The 18,552-nt window shown below is 73.5% G+C and carries 17 protein-coding genes; 13 read left to right on the top strand and 4 right to left on the bottom strand.

The annotated features are described in order from the left end of the window. The first annotated feature begins 137 nt into the window (after positions 1–137). The 5 genes from Q7T52_RS09475 to Q7T52_RS09455 all read left to right on the top strand — a co-directional run bounded on the left by Q7T52_RS09475 (position 138) and on the right by Q7T52_RS09455 (position 5,588). On the top strand, positions 138–1,406 hold the full coding sequence (locus Q7T52_RS09475; protein ID WP_304801791.1) for a hydroxyacid-oxoacid transhydrogenase: 1,269 nt from the start codon (positions 138–140) through the stop codon (positions 1,404–1,406). Positions 1,407–1,805: 399 nt separating this feature from the next. Continuing rightward, on the top strand, positions 1,806–3,011 hold the full coding sequence (locus Q7T52_RS09470; protein WP_304801788.1) for an SAM-dependent methyltransferase: 1,206 nt from the start codon (positions 1,806–1,808) through the stop codon (positions 3,009–3,011). Next, entirely contained in the window at positions 3,008–4,042 is a 1,035-nt protein-coding gene (locus tag Q7T52_RS09465; RefSeq protein WP_304801786.1) for a hypothetical protein, read from the top strand. Before Q7T52_RS09470 ends, Q7T52_RS09465 begins: the two co-directional genes overlap by 4 nt. A gap of 36 nt (positions 4,043–4,078) precedes the next feature. Beyond that, positions 4,079–5,089 (top strand): DNA topoisomerase IB, encoded by a 1,011-nt coding sequence (locus tag Q7T52_RS09460; protein WP_304801783.1) that lies wholly within the window; start codon positions 4,079–4,081, stop codon positions 5,087–5,089. A gap of 1 nt (position 5,090) precedes the next feature. After that, positions 5,091–5,588 carry an O-acetyl-ADP-ribose deacetylase gene (locus Q7T52_RS09455; protein ID WP_304801781.1) on the top strand — a complete coding sequence of 166 codons (498 nt, stop codon included), beginning with the start codon at positions 5,091–5,093 and terminating at the stop codon, positions 5,586–5,588. A 12-nt stretch (positions 5,589–5,600) separates the two neighbouring features. Here the strand turns inward: Q7T52_RS09455 and serC are convergent, their stop codons facing one another. Then, entirely contained in the window at positions 5,601–6,719 is a 1,119-nt protein-coding gene (gene serC, locus Q7T52_RS09450) for a phosphoserine transaminase (RefSeq protein WP_304801778.1), read from the bottom strand. Between the two features lie 12 nt (positions 6,720–6,731). After that, positions 6,732–8,108, bottom strand: a complete 1,377-nt coding sequence (locus tag Q7T52_RS09445) for a hypothetical protein (RefSeq protein WP_304801776.1) — start codon at positions 8,106–8,108, stop codon at positions 6,732–6,734. 55 nt (positions 8,109–8,163) lie between these two features. Here Q7T52_RS09445 and Q7T52_RS09440 point away from each other — a divergent pair, with 55 nt between their 5' ends. From Q7T52_RS09440 to Q7T52_RS09425, 4 genes are all read left to right on the top strand, one after another. After that, positions 8,164–8,679 (top strand): GNAT family N-acetyltransferase, encoded by a 516-nt coding sequence (locus tag Q7T52_RS09440; protein ID WP_304801774.1) that lies wholly within the window; start codon positions 8,164–8,166, stop codon positions 8,677–8,679. Further along, positions 8,676–9,263 carry a hypothetical protein gene (locus tag Q7T52_RS09435; RefSeq protein ID WP_304801772.1) on the top strand — a complete coding sequence of 196 codons (588 nt, stop codon included), beginning with the start codon at positions 8,676–8,678 and terminating at the stop codon, positions 9,261–9,263. Before Q7T52_RS09440 ends, Q7T52_RS09435 begins: the two co-directional genes overlap by 4 nt. Positions 9,264–9,360: 97 nt before the next feature. Then, on the top strand, positions 9,361–9,957 hold the full coding sequence (locus Q7T52_RS09430; RefSeq protein ID WP_304801770.1) for a hypothetical protein: 597 nt from the start codon (positions 9,361–9,363) through the stop codon (positions 9,955–9,957). A gap of 93 nt (positions 9,958–10,050) precedes the next feature. After that, entirely contained in the window at positions 10,051–13,089 is a 3,039-nt protein-coding gene (locus Q7T52_RS09425; RefSeq protein WP_304801768.1) for a hypothetical protein, read from the top strand. 9 nt (positions 13,090–13,098) lie between these two features. Here the strand turns inward: Q7T52_RS09425 and Q7T52_RS09420 are convergent, their stop codons facing one another. Beyond that, on the bottom strand, positions 13,099–13,737 hold the full coding sequence (locus tag Q7T52_RS09420; protein ID WP_304801766.1) for a GNAT family N-acetyltransferase: 639 nt from the start codon (positions 13,735–13,737) through the stop codon (positions 13,099–13,101). 32 nt (positions 13,738–13,769) lie between these two features. Further along, positions 13,770–14,873 (bottom strand): citrate synthase 2, encoded by a 1,104-nt coding sequence (locus Q7T52_RS09415; RefSeq protein WP_304801763.1) that lies wholly within the window; start codon positions 14,871–14,873, stop codon positions 13,770–13,772. Between the two features lie 121 nt (positions 14,874–14,994). Here Q7T52_RS09415 and pdxH point away from each other — a divergent pair, with 121 nt between their 5' ends. The 4 genes from pdxH to Q7T52_RS09395 all read left to right on the top strand — a co-directional run. Then, a complete protein-coding gene (gene pdxH / locus Q7T52_RS09410) occupies positions 14,995–15,675 on the top strand; it encodes a pyridoxamine 5'-phosphate oxidase (RefSeq protein ID WP_304801761.1) in 681 nt (226 codons plus the stop codon). Between the two features lie 138 nt (positions 15,676–15,813). Then, positions 15,814–17,196, top strand: a complete 1,383-nt coding sequence (locus Q7T52_RS09405) for a glycoside hydrolase family 6 protein (RefSeq protein ID WP_304801759.1) — start codon at positions 15,814–15,816, stop codon at positions 17,194–17,196. A 105-nt stretch (positions 17,197–17,301) separates the two neighbouring features. After that, on the top strand, positions 17,302–17,781 hold the full coding sequence (locus Q7T52_RS09400; protein WP_304801757.1) for a CAP domain-containing protein: 480 nt from the start codon (positions 17,302–17,304) through the stop codon (positions 17,779–17,781). A gap of 66 nt (positions 17,782–17,847) precedes the next feature. After that, positions 17,848–18,552 (top strand): PCRF domain-containing protein (locus Q7T52_RS09395; protein WP_304801755.1); only part of this gene is annotated, 705 nt, incomplete at its 3' end.

Here is an 18,552-nt window from a genome sequence, read left to right as displayed (position 1 = left end):
AGAGTTTGTTGACAATGACGCCCGTCCGACGGCTCCTGTGATTGACCTCAAGGCAGGCTCAAGTAGCCCTCCAGGACGGCGCAAGTGACCCCGGTCCCAGGCTCCCCTGAGGCATCGTGACGCCCTAGGGTGACGGAGTGAGCGAGACCGTCTTCACCTATGCGTCCCCGGCCCTCAAGTTCGGTTCCGGCGCCTCCGCCGAGATCGGGCACGACCTGGCGGTCCTGGGGGTGCGCCGCGTCCTCCTGGTGACCGACCCCGGCGTCGCCGCGACCGGGCACCCGGCCCGGATCGCCGAGCAGATGCAGGCGCGCGGCCTCGAGGTGACGACCTACGACGCCGCTCGGGTCGAGCCGACCGACGAGTCGCTGAGCCACGCGATCGCGTTCGGTCGCGACGCCGGACCGTTCGACGCGATCGTGGCGGTCGGCGGGGGCTCGTCGATCGACACCGCCAAGGCCGTCAACCTGCTGACCACCAACCCCGGCGAGCTGATGGACTACATCAACGCCCCGGTCGGCAAGGCGCAGGCGCCCGTCGACGCGCTGCTGCCGCTGGTCGCCGTCCCCACCACGACGGGCACCGGGAGCGAGAGCACGACGATCTGCGTGCTCGACGTCCTGTCGCTGCACGTCAAGACCGGCATCAGCCACCCGCGGCTGCGGCCGACCATGGCCGTCGTCGACCCGTCGCTGACCCTGACCCAGCCCGCGATGGTGACGGCGGCGGCCGGGATGGACATCCTCTGCCACGCGCTCGAGAGCTACACCGCGCGCTGGTACGGCGACTTCGACGCCAAGCAGCCCGAGCAGCGGGTGCCCTACTGCGGGGCCAACCCGATCGCCGACCTGTGGTCGGAGAAGGCGATGGCCCTCCTCGCCGGCTCGTTCCGGGCCGCCGTCGCCGACGGGGCCGACGCCACGGCCCGCGAGCAGATGTCGCTCGCGGCGACGTTCGCCGGGCTGGGCTTCGGCAACGCCGGCGTCCACGTGCCCCACGCCAACGCCTACCCCATCGCCGGCCGGGTCCGCGACTACCGGCCCGACGGCTACCCGCCCGACGAGCCGATCGTGCCCCACGGCATGGCGGTCGCCCTCACGGCGCCCGAGGCCTTCCGCTTCACCTTCGACGCCGCGCCCGAGCGCCACCTCGCGGCCGCGCGGATGCTCGACCCGACGCTGTCGTCGTCCGCGACCGGCCCGGACGTGCTCCCCGACGTCCTGTCGACGCTGATGCGCGACGTCGGCATCCCCAACGGCCTGGCCGAGGTCGGCTACGGCGGCGGCGACGTCGACGGGCTGGTCGAGGGGGCGCTCAAGCAGGAGCGGCTCCTCGCCACCGCGCCCAAACTGGTCACGGGCGACGACCTGGCCGGCGTCTTCCGGAGCTCCATGGAGCACTGGTAGGACTGGTCGCCTCTGGCCGGCCGCGTCTCGCGGCCGACTCCGCCTGGTACTCCTGCCGCCGGTCCGGGTGTCGGCCGCCGAGTCGCAGGGCCGGCCCGGGGCTCCGTGCGCCCTGTGGTGGGCATGGGTCTGCGGTCAGGGCGCCTTCCTGCCGGTCGCCCAGCTGTGGCCTCGGGTCGGGTGCGTCGGGTGCGTCGGGTGCGTCGGGTGCGTCGGGTGCGTCGGGTGCGTCGGGTGCGGGGGCGCGGGCTCGCCGGCGCCCGCCCGGCTCGACCACCGTGGAGAGCGGGTGCGGAGCGCGGCCTAGGCTGAGGTGGTGAACCCCCGCCACCGTCGCCTCGTGATCTCGCTGGCGCTGGTGGGGCTCTTCCTGATCGTGGTGGTCGCGGCGGTCCGCAAGTGACCTCCACGCTCGACGCCGCCCTCGCCCTGGTGCGAGAGGCGCTCCTCGACGCCGACGGGCTGGTCCGGGCGGTCGCGTCCGGTCGCCGCAAGACAGCGGTCCCCGCGTGGCGGCGCGTCGAGGTGAGGTACGTCGACCTCAAGTCCGGCCGGCACCTCCAGCTGACGTCGTACGACGCCACGCAGGCGCACACGGCCAACCACGCGGCCGGGGCCGAGGCCGCCACGGCGGTCGACCTGCTGCTCGCCGAGCCGTTCGGCAACTGGCACGTCGAGACCGCGACGCAGACGCACCAGGTCCGGGTGACCAAGCGCGGCGAGGCGCTCGTCTCGAGCAAGGCACGCGCCGAGGCGGTCGCCGTCGAGCACGACCACGACCGCAGCAAGGACCGGCTGCTGCCGCTCGACGACCCGCTCTACCGGGCGCTCGGGCTCGCCGGCGCCGACGGGCGGATCAAGCCGACCCGGATGGCCAAGGTGCGCCAGGTCGAGGAGTTCCTGCGGCTGCTCGACGCGACCGTCGCCGACGCGCGGGCGACCGGCCACCTGCGGAGGCCGACGGCCGAGGACCCGCTGCGGGTCGTCGACCTGGGTTGTGGCAACGCCTACCTGACCTTCGCCGCCCAGCGCTACCTCGGCGGCGTGCTCGGCCTGCCCGTCGCGATGACCGGGGTCGACGTCAAGGAGCAGTCGCGCGAGCACAACACGCGGGTCGCGGCCGAGCTCGGGCTGCAGGCGACCTTCGTCGTGGGGTCGATCGCCGACGCCGTCGTCGAGCCGGCGCCCGAGGTCGTCCTCGCCCTCCACGCGTGCGACACCGCGACCGACGAGGCCCTCGCCCGCGCGGTCGGGTGGGAGTCGGCGCTGGTGCTGGCCGCCCCGTGCTGCCACCACGACATCGCCGCCCAGCTGCGGCGAGAGGAGACCCCGTCGCCCTACGGCGAGCTGACCCGCCACGGGATCCTGCGCGAGCGGCTCGCCGACACCCTCACCGACGCGCTCCGCGCGTCACTGATGCGGCTCCAGGGCTATCGCGTCGACGTGGTCCAGTTCGTCGGGAGCGAGCACACGCCGCGCAACACGATGCTCCGCGGCGTGCGGACCGGCTCCGACGCCGCCAGGGAGCAGAGCGAGCGCGACTACGACGCGCTCGTCGCCGAGTGGCACCTGCAGCCGCGGCTGGCCGCGCTGCTCGGGGCATGAGGCGCGTGGGGCGCCTGCTCGCGGCGGCCGTCGCGCTGCCGTTCGTCGTCGGCATCGCCGCGGCCGGGGCGACGTCGGCGCCGAGGGCCACGGTCGAGCTGACCTTCGCCGACCCCGCGATCGTCGAGTCCAGCGGCCTGGTCGCCCGCGACGGCCTGGTGGTCACCGTCAACGACTCCGGTGACACCGGCCGGGTGTTCACCGTCGACCGCGGCACCGGCGAGACCGTCGGCGTCACCACGTGGGCCGACGACCCGGAGGACGTCGAGGCGGTGGCGCCGGCCGGCCCCGGCGAGGTGTGGGTCGCCGACACCGGTGACAACGGCGAGAAGCGCGCGTCGGTCAGCGTCACCAGGGTCCCGGTCGGGCGGGGCGACCGCGACGTCCGCGGCGAGGTGACGTCCTACGAGCTCGTCTATCCCGACGGCCCGCACGACGCCGAGACGCTGGTGGTCGAGCCGCGCACCGGACGCCTGGCGATCGTCACCAAGGGCGTCTTCGGCGGGATCGTCATGCTCGCCCCGGCGCGGCTCGACGCCGACGCCCCCAACCGGTTGCAGCCGATCGGCAACGCCCGGGCGATCGCCACCGACGGCGCCTTCTGGCCCGACGGGCGGCACGTGGTCGTGCGCGGCTACTCCTCGGCCGCCGTCTACACCTGGCCCGGCCTCGAGCTCGTCGACCGGTTCGACCTGCCCGACCAGATGCAGGGCGAGGGGATCACCGTCGACGAGGACGGGGTGGTGCTGATCTCCAGCGAGGGCGCCCAGTCCGAGGTGCTGCGGGTGCGGCTCCCGCGCCGGGTCGCCCGGGCCGTGGCGCCGCTGCCGCCACCGTCACCCACGTCGTCCGCCGTGCCGGGCGACCCGTCCTCGACCCTGCCCGCTGCGGAGCCCACGCCGGACCCTGACATCAGCGGCGACCCCGACGAGCTGGTCGGCGGACGGTCGGCCTGGCCCTACGCGGTCGGCCTCGGCTTCGGCGTCGTGATGCTCGGCCTGCTGGTGCGCTCGCTCCGTCCCCGTGGGTGAAGCCGGGTCCTGCGGCCCGCTCCTAGGCTCCCAGGCGTGGTGAGACTGCGTCGTACGTCGCCCGACCAGCCGGGCTGGACCCGCCGCCGCGCCGGCGCCGGGTTCGTCTACCTCGACCGCCACGGCCAGCGCCTCCCGCCCGAGGACGCCGCGCGGGTCAAGGCGCTGGTGATCCCGCCGGCCTGGCGGGACGTCTGGGTGACGCCCCACGCCAACGGCCACCTGCAGGCCGTCGGCACCGACGACGCCGGGCGCCGCCAGTACCTCTACCACCCGGACTGGCGGGTCCGTCGCGACGCGGAGAAGTTCGACCGGATGCTGCTGTTCGGCAAGGGCCTGGTCAAGGCGCGCGAGCTGGTGCTGGCCGACCTGGGCCGCGAGGGGATGCCGCTCGAGCGTGCGTGCGCGGCCGCCGTACGCCTGCTCGACCTGGGCTACTTCCGGATCGGCAACGACGTCTACGCCGACACCAACGGCTCGTTCGGGCTGACCACGATCGAGCGGCGGCACGTCAAGCGCCACCAGGACCGCCTCGTCTTCACCTTCACCGGAAAGTCCGGGGTCGACCACCGGATCGAGATCGACGACGAGACCGTGATCGAGGCCGTCGAGATCATGCGCAAGCGGCGCGCCAAGGACGACCCGCGCCTGATGGCCTACCAGGAGGGCCGGTCCTGGCGGTCGGTCATCCCCGACCTCGTCAACACCTACGTGCGCGCGACGACGGGCCTCGAGGCGACCGCCAAGGACTTCCGCACCTGGCACGCCACGGTGCTCGCCGCGGCGGCGCTGGCCGAGACGCCCGAGCCCGGCGGCACCAAGGCCTCGCGCAAGCGCGCGGTCTCCGGCGCGATGAAGGAGGTCTCGGAGTTCCTCGGCAACACCCCGACCCTGGCGCGTTCGTCCTACGTCGACCCGCGGGTGATCGAGGCCTACGACCGCGGGATCACCATCCAGCGGACCACGCGCCGCCGCTACGACACCCCCGACGAGCGGCAGGCGGCGCTGGAGCGTGCGACGCTCAAGCTGATCAAGGAGATGGCGTGACGTGGCCGAGGTGACCGTGGTCGAGGGCGACATCACGACCCAGGACGTCGACGCGGTCGTCAACGCCGCTAACCGGGCGATGCGCGGCGGGGGCGGCGTCGACGGCGCGATCCACCGGGCGGGCGGCCCGGCGGTGCTCGAGGACTGCCGGCGCCGCTTCCCGAAGGGGCTCGCGACCGGTGACGCGGGCTGGACGACAGCCGGCCAGATGCCGGCGCGATGGGTGATCCACGTCGTCGGGCCCAACTTCACCCGCGGCGAGACCGACCGCTCGCTGCTGGTCTCCTGCTATGCGCGTGCCCTCGCCGTCGCCGACGAGATCGGTGCTCTCACCGTCGCGTTCCCTCTCGTCTCGGCCGGTGTCTACGGCTGGCCCTTCGACGACGCGGTGACCGCCGCCGTCGAGACCCTGGGCTCGACCCCGACCCAGGTCACCGAGGCCCGGATCGTGGCCTTCGGCCGGTCGACGTACGACGCCGTGTCGGCGGTCCTCCGCTGAGAGGGGCGGAGCTCAGAGCCGCTCGACCACGTGGTCGATGCACCGCGTGAGGGCCTCGACGTCGGCGGGGTCGACGGCGGGGTACATCGCGATGCGGAGCTGGTTCTGCCCGAGCTTGCGGTAGGGCTCGGTGTCGACGATTCCGTTGGCGCGCAGCTCGGCGGCGACGGCTGCGGCGTCGACGGACTCGTCGAAGTTGATGGTGCCGATGACCAGCGAGCGGAGCGCGGGCTCGGTCACGTAGGGATAGGCGTAGGACGAGCGCTCGGCCCAACCGTAGAGCGCGTCGGACGAGGCCGTGGTGCGCTCGACCATCCCGTCGAGCCGGCCGTGGGCGTTCATCCAGTCGAGCTGCTCGGCCATCAGGAACAGCGTCGCGACGGCCGGGGTGTTGTAGGTCTGGTTCTTGGTGGAGTTGTCGATCGCCGTGGGGAGGTCGAAGAACGCCGGGACGTGCCGATCGCTCGCAGCGATGCGCGCGGCGCGCTCGAGGGCGGCCGGTGAGAAGAAGGCCAGCCACAGGCCGCCGTCGGAGGCGAACGACTTCTGGGGGGCGAAGTAGTAGACGTCGACCTCGGCCAGGTCGACCGGCAGGCCGCCGGCCCCCGAGGTCGCGTCGACGAGCACCAGGGCCTCGTCGGGGGTGGTGCCGGCCGGGCGGACCACGGAGGTCATCACCGCGGTCGAGGTCTCGTTGTGGGCCCAGGCGTAGGCGTCGATGCCGTCCTCGGCCTTGGCGACCGGAGCGGTGCCGGGGTCGGTCCTGATCACCGACGGGTCATCGAGCCACGGCGCCGCCTGGGCGGCCGCGGCGAACTTGGAGGTGAACTCGCCGAAGGACAGGTGCTGCGAGCGCTGCTCGATCAGGCCGTGGGTCGCGACGTCCCAGAACGCCGTGGCGCCACCGTTGCCGAGCACGACCTCGTAGCCGTCGGGCATCGAGAAGAGCTCGGCCAGGCCCGACCTGACCCGGCCGACCAGGTCGCGCACCGGCGCCTGCCGGTGGGAGGTGCCCATCAGCGAGCGGCCCGTCGCGGCGAGGGCGTCGAGGTGGCCCGGCTGGATCTTGGACGGGCCGGCGCCGAAGCGTCCGTCGCGGGGCAGCAGGTCGGCGGGGATGTCGATCGTCACCCGCCCAGTGTCTCAGCCGGGGCTCACCCGGACGACGACGACGCCAGTGGCCGGACGGCCGGTGGGGTCGACGACGCGGTAGGTGAACCAGTCGACCGTGCGCACCGCGCCGACCCGCGGCGGGACGTAGGTGACGACCTCCCCGGACCGGCTGACCCGGCCCCCGAGGTGGCTGCGACCGGCGACCGACGCGAGACGCACGCGGGTCCCGTTGGCGTCGTGGTCGTTGCGGGCCGGGCGCAGCGTGACGGCGACGCCGCTGCGGAGGCGGTCGCGCAGGTCGAGGGCGGCGTACGGCGGCAGGTCGGTGCGCAGCGTCGGCACGACCGGGAAGCGGCGCGGCTGGTCGGCCAGGCGCGTGTCGCGGCGGCGGAAGATCGACGACAGCTCGGTGCCGTCGAAGCGGGCGTACTGGTTGCCCGACTCAATGGTCGCGCCCTCGGGGCCGTTGGTGTGGTTGTCACCCGGGCCCCACTGGTGGCCGAGCTCGTGGCGCACGACGTCGATGTCGGCGCCGGGACCGTTGACGGAGACCGCGTAGTCGGACCCCGCCGTGCCGACGTAGGCCACGCCACCCCCGCCCTCGTCGTGGAGCAGGGCGACGTCGTCGACCACGTCGGCGTCGAGGGCCGGGGTCCACTCCTCGCGGACCTTGCCGAGGTCTCCGCCCTCGACACCGGCGTAGGGGCTGGCGGCGTCGTCGAGGCGCAGCACCACCCGCTTGAGCGCCGGGCGCAGGCGGGCGTCGCGCTCGTAGGTCGCGAGCAGCTGGACCGTGAGGAGGTCGACCGCGTCCATGGCGGGGCCGATCGAGCGCCTCAGGTCGCCGGTCGCGTAGGAGGCGTCGAGGTCGACGCCGAGATCCCACCGGCGGGTGGCCGTCCCGACCTGGCCCGGGGCGACGGTGACGTTGCGGGTCGCGTCCTCGGCCGACGGCCACGCGAACGCCGCCGGCGGGGTCAGGCCGCGGGTCTCCACGACCTCCCGACCGGCGAAGCGCACCGTCGCGCCGCGGTCGACGGTGACCTGCCCGGCCAGCACGCCGTCGGTGCGCCGGATCGCCACCGCGACCGCGCCCGGCTGGCCGACGACCCCGCCGAGGTAGGCCCGGGCGGGCGCGACCCGGCGTGGGGTGAGGGTGCCGTCGGCGCCCTGGGAGAAGGCCTGGAAACCCGGCGACCGGATGCCGACCGGGCGCAGGTCGAGCCGGACGACCGTGCCGTCGTAGGTGAAGGAGTGGCGCAGGACCTGCGGTGCGCGCTGCGCTGGCGGCCTCTCGAGAGCACCCGCCGGCGCGGTCGCCGCAGGGGCGACGAGCAGGCCGCCGACGAGGGACCCGACCAGCAGGGGGGCCAGGGAGCGGATGTGCAGGGCAGGACGGATCGACACGGTGAACCTCCCGATAGGGTCACCTCGTTCCTACCCCATCAGAAGAGGACGGGTCGTGCCCGGGACCAGCTCGTTGCGCCTGGAGCGCGTCGCCTACGGCGATCCCGACGCGCTGCGACTGGTCGAGGACGTCCAGGCCGAGTACGTCGTCCGCTACGGCAGCCCCGACGCGACGCCGCTCGACCCGCTGATGTTCGAGCCGCCCGCGGGCAGCTTCTACGTCGGCTACCTCGACGCCGGAGACGGCGACACCCCGGTGGCGACCGGGGCCTGGCGGCGCAGCGACGTGGTGGCGTTCGGGTCGACCCGCACCGCCGAGGTCAAGCGGATGTACGTCGTGCCCGCGGCTCGCGGGCGGGGCCTGGCCCGGGTGGTGCTCGCCCACCTCGAGGCGACCGCCGCGGCCGCCGGCGCCGAGGTCCTGCTGCTCGAGACGGGGACGAAGCAGCCCGAGGCGATCGCCCTCTACGAGTCGTCGGGCTACGTGACCGTGCCCGGCTTCGGCTACTACAAGGACGCGCCGCTGAGCCGGTGCTTCGGCAAGGACCTGCGGGTCGGGGGAGCGGCATGAGGCTGCCGATGAAGGCCGCGGCCGGGGTGCGCGACGGGTCGGTGACGCTCGCGTTCCGGCGGTGGCAGCGCCAGGACGTCAAGCCGGGCGCGGTGTTCACGTCGTCGTCCGGGATGGTCCGGGTGACCGCCGTCGACGTGGTCGACCCGTCCGCCATCACCGACGAGGAGGCCGGGCTGGCGGGGTGGCGCGACGCCGACCGGCTCCGGGCCGCGCTCGCCGGCGAGGCCGACTGGACGACGTACCGCGTGCGGGTGGAGTGGGCGGGGGAGGACCCGCGGCTCGCGCTGCGGACCAGCGCCGACCTGACCGACGCCGACGTCACCGACCTCGACACGCGGCTCGAACGGCTCGACCGGGCCAGTGCCCACGGGCGCTGGACGATCGCCTACCTGCGCCTGGTGCAGGAACACCCCGAGCGTCGCGCGCCCGACCTCGCCGAGATGGTCGGCCGCGAGACGCTGCCGTTCAAGATCGACGTGCGCAAGCTCAAGAACCTCGGCCTGACCATCAGCCACCGTGTCGGCTACAAGGTCTCGCCGCGGGGCGCGGCCTACCTCGCCCGGACCGTCCGACCCGACTGACCCAACTGGCCCGCTCGGGCCATGGCGGCCCGGCCGTCCGGCCAGACCTCGCACGGGGGTCTTACGGGGCACCGGGACGCTGCCTAGCCTCGTGGCCATGTCGCGGACCTCCCACGCCCTCGGCCGGCTGTGCGCCGCGCTGCTGACGGCCCTGCTCGCCACCGCCCTCCTCCCGCTCGCCCCAGCCTCGGCGCGGTTGCCGCTCGAGGACTTCGCGGACTACCAGCCCGCCAGCCGGTGCGCGCCCGCCGCCAAGCCGGGCGCCCGCGAGCTGAGCCGCTGGCTGGTCAAGCGCCACGGCAGCCACGCCTCCATCTCGCGCGGCTGCCGCCGGGGGAGCGCGGTGAGCTCCGAGCACCAGGAGGGGCGCGCGATCGACTGGTTCGCCGACGCCGGGACCAAGCGCGGCCGGGCCGCGGCGCGCCGCGTGCTCGACGACCTCTTCGCCCCCGACGCCGACGGCAACCCGGCGGTCAAGGCTCGGCGGATGGGCGTCATGTACGTCATCTGGAACGACCGGATGTACTCCGCCTGGCGCCAGTTCGAGCCCGAGCCCTACCTCAGCTCGTCGTGCCGCAACCGGCGCAGCTGCTCCAAGACCCTCCGGCACCGTGACCACGTGCACGTCTCGCTGACGCGCAGGGCGGCCCGCGGCAAGACGTCCTGGTACGTCGCCCGCGATCGTCGCCGATAGCCCACGACCGGCAGCCCGGCATAGCCCCCCGAGGGGTGGGTACGGAGGTCGAGCGCCGCCCCCACCGGTGCGCCCCCCACAGCAGGAGCTTCCATGCGCTCTGTCCACCTCCCGTCCCGCCTTCCCGGACGTGCCGTCCTGGTGCTCTCGATGGCCGCCGCGATGACCGCCGTGCCGGCCAGCCAGGCCACGGCACGCGCACCTCTCCCGGCGCACTACGAGGCCGAGGCCCACGGCGACGTCGTCGACGTGCGGGCCACGATCCTCGGCCGCAGCCTGGCCCAGGTGGCCGTCGGGCACAGTCGGGTCGAGACCGACACGGCCGCCACGCCCGAGGTCCGGAGCACGAGCTCCAACCTCGAGGTCGCGCTCGGCGGCACACCCCTCCCGACCGACAGCGCGGTGGCGACGGCGCCCCCCTCGTCGGACCCGCCCGCCGAGACGCTGCTGCCCGTGCCGCTGGCGCCCGTGCTCTCCGCCGGCGTCATCAGCAGCGACGTGGTCGCCAGCTACACCGACGACACGAGCTGCGTGCCCGCCGTCGCCGGCGAGCGCCAGCTGGGCGGGTCGGTCACCCGGCTGGCCGGGCTCAGCCTGCTCGGCATCCCCGGGATCGCCAGCACGGCCGCGGTCTCGGCCTCGACGACCACCACCGACACCAAGCTGGTCGACCGCCCGGGTGGTCGCGGGGCAGCGGTGGTCTCCACGGCGAGCACCGTCGTCGGCGACGTCTCCTTGCTCGGCGGGGCCGCGGTGGTGCACGTGGTCAACCCGGCTGTCCTCCGCGCCACGAGCGACGGCGACACCACCAAGGTCGACTACGAGGACCCGGTGGTGACCGTCCGGCTCGCTGGCGGCAACGTCATCCGGATCCCTGCAGACGGCGGCTCGGTCACCATCCCGGTCAACCTGGTGGCGCTCAGCGTCACCCTCACCGTCGGGGCCTTCGACCCCACCGTCACCAGCTCCGGGGGTACGGCGTCCGCGACGCTCGACGCCGTGCTGCGGCTGAACCTCAACGTGTCGAGCATCCTGGGTCCGGTCGCCGACGTGCACCTCGGCGTCGGGCAGATGGCCGTCAGCGCCACGTCACCCTCGGGCGGCGTCGAGTGCGGCTCGATCGACTCCGACGGTGACGGGCTCACCGACGACGAGGAGGTCAACGACACCGAGACCGACCCGTTGGACCCCGACTCCGACGACGACGCCACCTCCGACGCGAACGAGGACCCCGACGGCGACGGCCTGACCAACCTCGAGGAGGTCAGCGGCTCGGAGAACGACGGCTTCGACGACGAGAGCACTGATCCGCTGGACGCCGACTCCGACGGCGACGGGGTGTCGGACGGCGCCGAGACCGACGCCGGGACGGACCCCAACAACGCCGACACCGACGGTGACGCCCTGAGCGACGGCGAGGAGGTCGACGAGCAGACCAACCCGCTCGACCCCGACACCGACGACGACGGCCTCTCCGACGGCGCCGAGGTCAACACCCACGAGACCGACCCGCTCGACAGCGACACCGACGACGGCGGCGTGATCGACGGCGCCGAGGTGACCAACGGGACCGACCCGCTCGTCGGCAGCGACGACCTCCCGACCGGCAACGACCCGGACGGCGACGGCCTGCCCGACGCCGACGAGGCGACCGAGGGCACCGACCCCCTCGACCCGGACTCCGACGACGACGGCCTGACCGACGGCGCCGAGGTCAACACCCACGAGACCGATCCGCTGGACGCCGACACCGACGACGGTGGCGTCGACGACGGTCCGGAGGTCGGGGAGGGCACCGACCCGCTCGACGGGACCGACGACGTACCGGCCACCGGGGACGCGGACGGCGACGGTCTGACCGACGCCGACGAGGCGACCGAGGACACCGACCCGGCCGACGCCGACACCGACGACGACGGCCTGACCGACGGCGCCGAGGTCAACACCCACGGCACCGACCCGCTAGACCCCGACACGGACGACGGCGGGGTGACGGACGGGGCCGAGGTCGACGGCGGCACCGACCCGATGGTGCCCGCGGACGACGTGGTCACGGACGACGCCGACGGTGACGGCCTGACCGCGGCCGAGGAGACGAGCGAGGGGACCGACCCGCTCGACCCGGACTCCGACGACGACGGCCTGACCGACGGCGCCGAGGTCAACACCCACGAGACCAACCCGCTGGACGCCGACACCGACGACGGTGGGGTGTCCGACGGTGCCGAGGTGGCGGCCGGCACCGACCCGCTCGTCGGCACCGACGACCTGACGGTCGACGACGCCGACGGTGACGGCCTGACCGACACCGAGGAGGCCACGCTCGGGACGAGCCCGACCGACCCCGACTCCGACGACGACGGCCTCACGGACGGCGCCGAGGTCGAGACCCACGGCACCGACCCGCTCGACGCCGACACCGACGACGGCGGCGTCAGCGACGGCGTCGAGGTCAACGGCCAGGGCACCGACCCGCTCAACGGCGCCGACGACATCGCCAACCCCGACCCGGACAACGACGGCCTCACCAACACCCAGGAGGCCGCGCTCGGGACCGACCCCAACGACCCCGACACCGACGGCGACGGCCTGCTCGACGGCGCCGAGGTCAGGGGACCGTCGAGCTATGCCGGGTGCCGGACCAACCCGCTGCGTCGCGACACCGACGCCGACGCGCTCGCCGACGGCGTCGAGGTGCGTGGCGTCGTGCTGAAGCAGAAGGTCGTCCGGGTCGGCGGCTCCGCGCCGATCGGCCGGGTCCGGCCCAACCCCTGCGTCAAGGACACCGACCGCGACGGCCTCGCCGACGGCGCCGAGGTCAAGGGCTTCCGGATCACGCAGCAGGTGATCACCAAGGCCGGGACGTTCCGGATCGGTCTCAAGCGGACCAACCCGGTCGCGGCCGACACCGACCGCGACGGCCTCAAGGACAAGGTCGAGATCACCGGCAGCGCCAACCGCCGGCACAACCGTCGCAAGAGCGACCCGGTCGACTACGACACCGACAACGGTCGCGTCAACGACGGACGCGAGGTGCGCAAGGGGTCCGACCCCAGCAACGTGCGCTCCAGCCCGGAGGTCCCGTTCCCGCCCAAGGGACGCCAGGGAGGCGCCGCCCGCACGATTGGCTGAGCCCGCGGCTCAGGACTGGCGCGGGGCCCGATAGGCCGCGGCGTCGATCTCGTAGTCGACCTCGCCGAGCGCGGCGTCGGGCAGTGGGTCGTCCCACTGCTCGACGCGCGTGCCGACGTGGCTCAGGCCGAGCTTCTCCAGCACGGCTCGTGACCCGGCGTTGACAGCCATCGTCTCGGCGCAGACGCGCCGGAGGCCGACCGTCTCGAAGGCGTGCGCGAGCAGTGCTCTCGCACCCTCGGTCGCATAGCCGTGGCCCCACGCGTCGCGACGCAGGCGGTAGCCGAGCTCCGCGCTGTCGGGGTCGTCGTCGACCACGGCCAGCGACCACCAGCCGAGGAAGGTGCCGCCCGCGTCGTGGCCGACCCAGTAGCCGATGCCGCGCGCGTCGGCGTCGGCGCGGGTCCGCTTCGGCATCCAGGTGTCGACCACCTCGGCGCGGGTCAGGCCCCGCCCGAAGATGAACCGCAGCACCTCCGGGTCGGCGTCGAGCTCGACCAGCTGCTCGGTGTGCACGACCGTCAGCGGCTCCAGCACCAGCCGCTCGGTCCGCAGCGTCGGTCTCGTCACGCCCTCCTCCTTCTCCTCCTGCTGAGCTCGGGCCGAGGACGACGCCGAGTCGGCGTACATGTACGCCGACTCGGCCACGGAGGTGCTGGTGCTTCAGGTGGGGCAGCGGGTCAGCCGGCCCACTCGGCCTGCCAGCCGTCGACCTCGTCGGCCTTGCGGGCGGCGGGACCGGTGTAGATCGCCGAGGGGCGGATCAGGCGGCCGGTGCGCTTCTGCTCGAGGATGTGCGCCGACCAGCCACCGGTGCGGGCGCAGGTGAACATCGCGGTGAACATGTTGGCCGGGACCTCGGCGAAGTCGAGGACGATGGCGGCCCAGAACTCGACGTTGGTCTCGAGGACGCGGTCGGGGCGACGCTCGCGCAGCTCCTTGAGGGCCGCCTGCTCGAGCGCCTCGGCGACGGCGTAGCGGGGGGCGTCGAGCTCCTTGGCGGTACGACGGAGCACCCGCGCGCGCGGGTCCTCGGCGCGGTAGACCCGGTGGCCGAAGCCCATCAGCCGCTCGCCGGCGTCGAGGAGACCCTTGACGTAGGCCGTGGCGTCGCCGGACTTCTCGACCTCCTCGATCATCGTCAGCACGCGGGCCGGGGCGCCGCCGTGCAGCGGCCCGCTCATCGCGCCGATGGCGCCCGAGAAGGCCGCGGCCACGTCGGCCCCGGTCGAGGTGATGACGCGGGCGGTGAAGGTGGAGGCGTTCATGCCGTGCTCGGCCGCGCTGCTCCAGTAGGCGTCGATCGCCTGGACGTGCTTGGGGTCGGCCTCACCCTTCCAGCGGATGAGGAACTTCTCGGCGAGGGTCTTGCCCTCGTCGACCTTCCGCTGCGGCACGACGGCCTGGTTGAGACCGCGAGCCGACTGGGCGGCGTAGGACAGGACCATGACGGCCAGCCGGCCGATGTCCTCACGGGCCTGCTCGTCGGTGATGTCGTAGGTCTGGCCGAAGCCGAACGCCGGCGCCAGCATGGCCACGGCGGCCTGCACGTCGACGCGCACGTCGCCGGTGTGGACCGGGAGGTTGTAGGGCTCGGCCGGTGCGAGACCGGGGGTGTAGGAGCCGTCGATGAGCAGGCCCCAGACGTTCTCGAACGGGACGCGTCCGACGATGTCCTCGATGTCGACGCCGCGGTAGCGCAGCGCCGATCCTTCCTTGTCGGGCTCGGCGATCTCGGACTCGAACGCGACGACTCCCTCGAGTCCGTGGTGTACCTCGGTCATGCGTCGCTCCTTGGGATCGTGAAGGGATCGTGAAGAGGGCTCGTGAAGAGGCCTCTTGCCTCGTCCGGCATTGTGCCGCACCGGTGTGGAGGCCTCCCGGGACGGTACTAAGTTCGGGACCGTGGCTGACCTCAACGACGACCTGGCCGCGGCCCGCGAGGACTACGCCCGTGGCGGCCTCGCCGAGGGCGGCCTCGCGCCCGACCCGCTCACCATGTTCGAGCGGTGGTACGACGACGCGCGGGCCGCCGGCCTGCACGAGCCCAACGCCATGGTCGTCGCCACCGTCGACGCCGCCGGGCAGCCGGCCGCGCGCACCGTGCTGCTCAAGGGGGTCGGGCCCGACGGCTTCCGCTTCTTCACCAACCAGGCCTCGCGCAAGGGCGTCGAGCTCGCGACCCAGCCGCGCTGCGCGCTGCTCTTCCCGTGGCACCCCCTCGAGCGGCAGGTCCGCGTCGACGGGGTCGCCGAGCCGCTGCCCCGCGCCGACGTCGAGGCCTACTTCGCCCAGCGCCCCCGCGGCTCCCGGCTCGGCGCGTGGGCGTCGCACCAGTCGCGCGAGGTGGCCGGGCGCGAGGCCCTCGCGGCGTCGTACGACGAGGTGGTGGCGAGGTTCGGCGGCCCCGAGGGCACCGACACCAGCGACCCCGTGCCGCCGCCCGACGAGTGGGGCGGCTACCTCGTGCGCCCCGAGGTCGTGGAGTTCTGGCAGGGCCGGCCGAGCCGGATGCACGACCGGCTCGTCTACCGGCGGACCGCCGGGACCGGCGACGGGTGGGACACGGTGCGGCTCGCGCCCTGAGGCCCGGACCCCGACGACCTCTCAAGCGTCGACCGGAGGACGCCGATGATCCGTGCGGACCAGTCCCCACGACCGATCGGCCAGACCTTGCCCCACGCCCTTGTCCGCGGCCGCGCCGCGTCGTCCACTGGTCGCACCATGCGCCCCAGGTCCCCCCACGTCGCCCTCGTCGCCGCCACCGCCGCGACGCTCCTGCTCTCGCTCGCGCCGTCCGGCGGCGGCGCCTCCGCGGCTCCGGCGCCCGGTGCGCCCACGGCCGTCGACGTCGACGTCCGCTCGGGCGGCGCCCCCGCGTTCGCGATCAGCTGGTCCGACCCCGCCGAGGGGGCGCCCACGTCCTACGAGGTGCTCGTCGACGGCAAGGTGCGGTCGACCGTCGAGGGCGCGGTGCACTCCGCCGTGGTCGAGGGGCTCAGCAAGGGGACGTCCTACAAGGTCGCGGTCCGCGCCGTGGCCGACGGTGCCCGCAGCCAGGGGGTCGGGGAGCGGCTGCTGCTGACCTACGGCGCGGCGACCCCGACGCTGCCCGCCAACCCGACCAACCCGCTCGCCGGCCAGGAGTGGGGCGTCTACCTGGGTCCGGCCGAGCACTCCTACGACCCGTGGCGCAACGCCGAGGGCGAGACCAAGGCCGCCATCGGCGAGATCCTGCTGCAGCCCAAGGCCAAGTGGTTCGGCCGCTGGATCCCGGACGACGACATCGCGTCCAAGGTCGGCGAGTACATCCGCGACACCACCCACGGCGACCCCGACGTGATGGCGCAGATGACGATCTTCCGGATGAAGCCGTGGGAGGGCGACGCCTGCAAGCGGCTGCCCACCGCGGCGGAGACGGCGTCCTACAAGCGCTACATCACCAGCGCCGCCCAGGCCATCGGCGACACCAGGATGGCCGTGGTGCTGCAGCCCGACGGCCCGTTCGCGCGGTGCGCGCCGGGTGGGTCCAAGGCCCCGTCGCGCCTCATCGCGTGGTCGGCCCGGGTGCTCAGCGCGCTGCCCCGCACGCAGGTCTACATCGACATGGGATCGCCCGGCTGGTTCCGCAACGACATCACCGACGCCGTCCGCATGCTCGTCGACGCCGGCGTCGCCGACACCCGTGGCTTCGCCCTCAGCATCACCCACATGGACACCACGCGTCAGTCGGTCAACTTCGGCTCCCGGATCGTCGACGCCCTCGCCGCGCGCGGCATCACGGGCAAGCACTTTGTCGTCGACACCTCCGACAACGGCCGCGGCTTCTCCGGCAAGCAGTTCCGCAAGGTCTATCCACGGAGCATCCCGATCAACTGGGCCAAGATGTGCAGGACGCCGGACCAGAAGCTGTGCGTCGCCCTCGGCGTACCGCCGACGACCGACGTCGCCAACCCCCGATGGGGCCTGCCGGCGCGGATCAACCGGCTCGCCGCCAAGAACGTCGACGCCTACCTGTGGATCAACCGGCCGTGGCTCTACCAGCAGACAGTGCCGTTCAAGGTCGACTACGCCCTTGCGCTCGCCGACCAGAACCCCTACGGGTAGCGGGCCCGCCGACCCGCAGAAGCCACCCCTAGGGGTGGATTGAGGCCCCTCGGCCGGGGCCAAAGGGCGTCCGTGTCCCGACCCACAACGTCTCTCCTCGCACTGGTGTCCCTGCTGGCCGCCACGCTGCTGTCGCTCACCGTCGTGAGCTCGTCGCCCGCCTCCGCCGCCAGCGTCGGCGGTGACCCGTCCGCCCGCCGCGCGGCCCGCCCGACCGCCTACGTCAGCGAGGTCCGCACCGCGACCAACGCGGAGCGTCAGCGGCGCCACCAGCGCGCCCTCACCCTCAACACGTGCCTCAAGTCCTTCGCCCGCAAGCAGGCGGTGCGGATGGCGCGCGAGCGCTCCATCTCCCACACCTCCGACTTCATGGCGATCGGGCGCCGCTGCGGTCTGAGCACGTGGGGCGAGAACGTCGCGCAGGCCCTGCCCAACGACCGCGGCCGCGGCGTCGTCCGCCAGTGGATGCGGTCGAGCGACCACCGCGCCAACATCCTCAACCGGCAGTACCGCCTCATCGGGATGGGCGCGGTCCGCAGCCACGGCGCGTGGTGGGTGGTGCAGGTCTTCGGCCGCAAGATGTGACCCGGCGGCGGGTCGGCGGGCGGCTCGATCTCACGATCCACGGGGTCACGAGTAGCCTTGACCCTTGTGGCAGGCCCTGATTACGACACCGAGATCAAGCAGCTCCAGGCGACGATGCACACCATCGGCCAGGTGCTCGACCTCGACGGCATGCGCGTCGAGATCGCCGACCTCGGCGAGCAGGTCGCCGCACCCGACCTCTGGGACGACGTCGACGCCGCCACCCGCACCACGGGCCGCCTCTCCGAGCTGCAGGGGCAGCTCGACCGCTTCAACGAGCTGAGCACCCGCATCGAGGACATCGGCATCATGGTCGAGCTCGGCCAGGAGGAGGGTGACGCCGACTCGCTCGCCGACGCCGAGCGCGAGCTCGACAAGGTCCGCAAGGCCGTCGAGAGCCTCGAGGTCCGCACCCTCCTCAACGGCGAGTACGACGCCCGCGAGGCCCTCGTGTCCATCCGGTCCGGGGCCGGTGGCGTCGACGCCGCCGACTTCGCCGAGATGCTGATGCGGATGTACGTCCGCTGGGCCGAGCAGCACGACTACAAGGTCGAGGTCTTCGAGACCTCCTACGCCGAGGAGGCCGGGCTGAAGTCCGCGACCTTCGCGATCCACGCGCCCTACACCTACGGCACGCTCTCGGTCGAGGCCGGCACGCACCGTCTGGTGCGGATCAGCCCCTTCGACAACCAGGGCCGCCGGCAGACGTCGTTCGCCGCGGTCGAGGTCGTGCCGGTGCTCGAGCAGACCGACGAGATCGACGTGCCCGAC

Source organism: Nocardioides sp. (assembly GCF_030655615.1).
Lineage (GTDB): Bacteria > Actinomycetota > Actinomycetes > Propionibacteriales > Nocardioidaceae > Nocardioides.
The sequence above is the reverse complement of the archived record's forward strand: the minus strand, read 5'-3'. Positions and strand labels throughout refer to the sequence as shown.